The sequence below is a fragment of the Actinocrinis sp. genome (assembly GCF_035946395.1).
In the GTDB taxonomy this organism is placed as follows: domain Bacteria; phylum Actinomycetota; class Actinomycetes; order Streptomycetales; family Catenulisporaceae; genus Actinocrinis.
Window position 1 is genome coordinate 1 of sequence record NZ_DASYZI010000154.1, and the last position, 2,983, is coordinate 2,983.

Below are 2,983 nucleotides of genomic sequence, written 5' to 3' on the forward strand. Positions count from 1 at the left end.
GCAGGGTGGCGAGGAGCGCACTCCAGGCCAGGGAATGTGCGAATGGGTCAAGTACCTGTCGATACACGCGTCACCTCGGGCATGGTCGGCTCAGGGCGAATCCGCGAGACTCTCCGCGTCCGTCTGAGTGTCCACGAGCAGCGCGCGCACTTATTTCTCCAATATTGCTCAATTGCACGATTGATTGACGGCGCGTCATGCGTGAAATGCCGTACTTGTCATCCGCTGGCCGGTGTTCGGCTACTCCACTTGCGTGAAGTTCACCGTGCGCTCGACCCGATGCGGCTGCCCGTCCGCCTCGGCGTAGGGGCCCGCCAGGAACAGGTTGCGCTCGCCGCGCTGTGGCGGAGCCAGCAGGAGGTCGCGTCCCACCGACCAGGCGATGTGGTTCGTCTCCAGAGCGCCGAACAGACCGTGGGTGTCGTACTTGACGGCGCACGAAGCGTCTGCGGGCAACCAGCCGAGCCCGGCGACGAAGAACTGTGCCCAGCAGTGGTATCCGCACAGATCGCAGGGTTCTCCATCCTCAGACGGCTCAAGGGCCTGCCCGAGCACGAACCGCGCAGGGATACCGGACGACCGGCACAGGGAGACGAACAGTGCGTGGATGTCGTTGCAGTTGCCGACCGAGCAGGTCAGCGCGTGCTGCGTGCTGCCGAGCCAGGACTGTTTGGAGGCGTCGTACTCCATCGTGCCGGTGACGTAGTCGTAGTAGCGCCGAGCCTGCTCCAGCGGGCTCGTCTCGCCGTCGGCGATCTGCCGGGCCAGCTGCCGGGTCTCGTCGGACACGTCGACGTGGCGCTCCGCGTCCAGCGATCGGGTGAACAACGCGGGAGTCGCCAGCGCACGCGCCTGAGCCCCCAACGTCGCACGGTTCTGACGCGGCGTCATGCGCTCAACCAGGTATCGCACTTCGAATTCGAGCAGACCCCCGGCCGACGCGTCATAGTGGCCGTACAGCAGCTGGTTGCCGAACTCCACTTCCCGAGTGACCTGCCACGGCGAGGGCGCGACCACCGCGATGTCAAGTACCTGCTGATCCGGTGCGTCGGGGATCAGCGGTGCCCACACATCAAGCCGCCGCGTCGCGCTGCCCTCGCCCTGCTGCGCCACGGTGAAGCGGTCGATGATCTCGTACACGGCATGCGCCGCCGACAAGACCGGCGCCGCGAGCTGCTCGCTCGCAATGGACATGACTACCTCCGTCAGGGCCAACCATATAAATAGATGTACCAAATGCATGTCATGGCGCGACTATCCGCTAGTCACGCTCGACCGGCAGCCCGGCAGCCAGCCACTCGGAGAAGCCGCCGTCCAAGCGCTGCGCCGAGAACCCGTGCGGTCGAAGCACTTCCAGCGCCTCGTAGGAGTACACGCAGTACGGACCACGGCAGTACGCGACGATCTGCTGGTTCGCCGGCACATCGGCCAACTGGCGCTCCAGTTCGCTGACCGGAATGCTGACCGCCCCGCGAAGGTGCCCGGCTTGATACTCCTCGGCCGGCCGGACGTCGAGCACGTACACCGAGCCCTCTGCGATGCGTGCGGCGAGTTCGTCGCGCGTGATCGGCTCAAGCCCGTCGCGGCCCTGGTAGTAACGCTGCGTCAGCCGGTCGATCTCCGCCAGATTGCGTTCGGCCGCCGCTCGCAACGCCCGCACGAGGCCGAGCACCTCGGGGCCCGCCAGCGTGTAGATCATCGACTTGCCGCTCTTGCGCCGCATGACCAGCCCCGCCCGCAGCAGCTGCTGCAAGTGCTGCGAGGTGTTGCCCACTGGCAACCCCGCGGCCCGCGCCAACGACTCGACCGTGCGCTCGCCCTGAACCAGCACATCCAGCAACTCCAGCCGGTGCTCGCTGGCCAGTGCCTGGCCGACCAGCGCGAACTGCTCGAACACGAGGTGCTTGGGACTGACCGCGGAAGCGATCTCCGACATGCCTGTGGATCCTCTCGACCGAACTTCTACTAACAATCTATCAATCAATAGAACTTTGGCAAGTGTGCGTGCACGCGCGACGCGATCTTGCATGAGCCAGCCGTGCAGCTACCGCGAACGGCTTCAGTAACCTGACAACCTGTACACGGCGCGGCTGCCGGACATCGTGTATCGGGTCTGAGCGAAGCGAACTGAAGACTAGCGAGACGCAATCCGGCCCAACCGTCGGCTCAACCGCCGACGCAACCGCTGACGCAACCGACGCAACCGGCGAATTCGAACGCATACATGCGGAGCACCTGCCGCACCTGCTCGGGTTCTGCCTGCGCCGCAGCACCTCCCGCGAGGCCGCCGCCGATCTGGTCGCCGCAGCGTTCCTGGCCACCTGGCACCCATTCGCCGGTCCGCCGGTCCGCCGATTTGCCGAGACGCCCGGAGGCGAGCAAACCCAGCTCGTGGACCATGGACATCCGCAACACGCGCGTCGACACCACGATGCTCGCAGGATTCGCCGATCTGCGGCCACCAGGGTCACCATCCACCGCGCCGCCGTGTCGTAGTCACCGCGAGCATGAACGACGGCTTGTGGGCTACATGGGGTGGTCAGGTACCTCGATGTCCGTGACCTTCACCGTGCAAACTGCAAACCCGCGACGACCACAGCGAATCCACGCCGATTGGCAAGGTGGCAAAGGTCCCGTTCCTTGCCGCCGACTCGTAAGCATGCAGGTTGCCAGTAGTCGAATATATGACTTACTGAGATCGGCACCATATATTCGCCACCTTCGATAGAATGGGGGCATGGGGAAAAGCTCATCCACCTGTACTGATTTCGCCGGGAGGCTCGCCATGGACGCGATGGAGTTGGCCGCTGTTACGCATTCTGATCCGGATGGGCTGGCGGCGATGCTGGCCGAGTCGCCTCCCAGTGCGGGGGTGTTGGATGCTGTTTCGTTCGAGCATTTGTCGGCGGGTGGGCGGTTGGATGTGGTGGTGGCGTGGGAGCGGTTGGTGCGTCACGCGTTCGCGGGGTTGATTGGCTGTTTG

3 protein-coding genes and 1 pseudogene are annotated in these 2,983 nt (G+C 64.9%); 1 reads left to right on the forward strand and 3 read right to left on the reverse strand.

What is annotated here, in order from left to right:
* Nucleotides 1-240: 240 nt before the first annotated feature.
* From VGS97_RS09930 to VGS97_RS09940, 3 genes are all read right to left on the reverse strand, one after another.
* Nucleotides 241-1,194, reverse strand: coding sequence for a transglutaminase family protein (locus VGS97_RS09930; protein ID WP_326853034.1), 954 nt, complete (start codon nt 1,192-1,194; stop codon nt 241-243).
* A 67-nt stretch (nt 1,195-1,261) separates the two neighbouring features.
* Nucleotides 1,262-1,936 (reverse strand): metalloregulator ArsR/SmtB family transcription factor, encoded by a 675-nt coding sequence (locus VGS97_RS09935; RefSeq protein ID WP_326853035.1) that lies wholly within the window; start codon nt 1,934-1,936, stop codon nt 1,262-1,264.
* Nucleotides 1,937-2,166: 230 nt separating this feature from the next.
* Complete coding sequence (locus tag VGS97_RS09940) at nt 2,167-2,427, reverse strand: hypothetical protein (RefSeq protein ID WP_326853036.1); 261 nt, start codon at nt 2,425-2,427, stop codon at nt 2,167-2,169.
* A 358-nt stretch (nt 2,428-2,785) separates the two neighbouring features.
* Here VGS97_RS09940 and VGS97_RS09945 point away from each other — a divergent pair.
* A pseudogene (locus VGS97_RS09945) lies at nt 2,786-2,983 on the forward strand (hypothetical protein); the annotation flags it as partial.

Excerpts from the sequence above, each read along its gene's own strand:
- VGS97_RS09930 (WP_326853034.1), bottom strand. The coding sequence starts at position 1,194 with ATGTCCATTGCGAGCGAGCAGCTCGCGGCGCCGGTCTTGTCGGCGGCG.
- VGS97_RS09935 (WP_326853035.1), bottom strand. The coding sequence starts at position 1,936 with ATGTCGGAGATCGCTTCCGCGGTCAGTCCCAAGCACCTCGTGTTCGAG.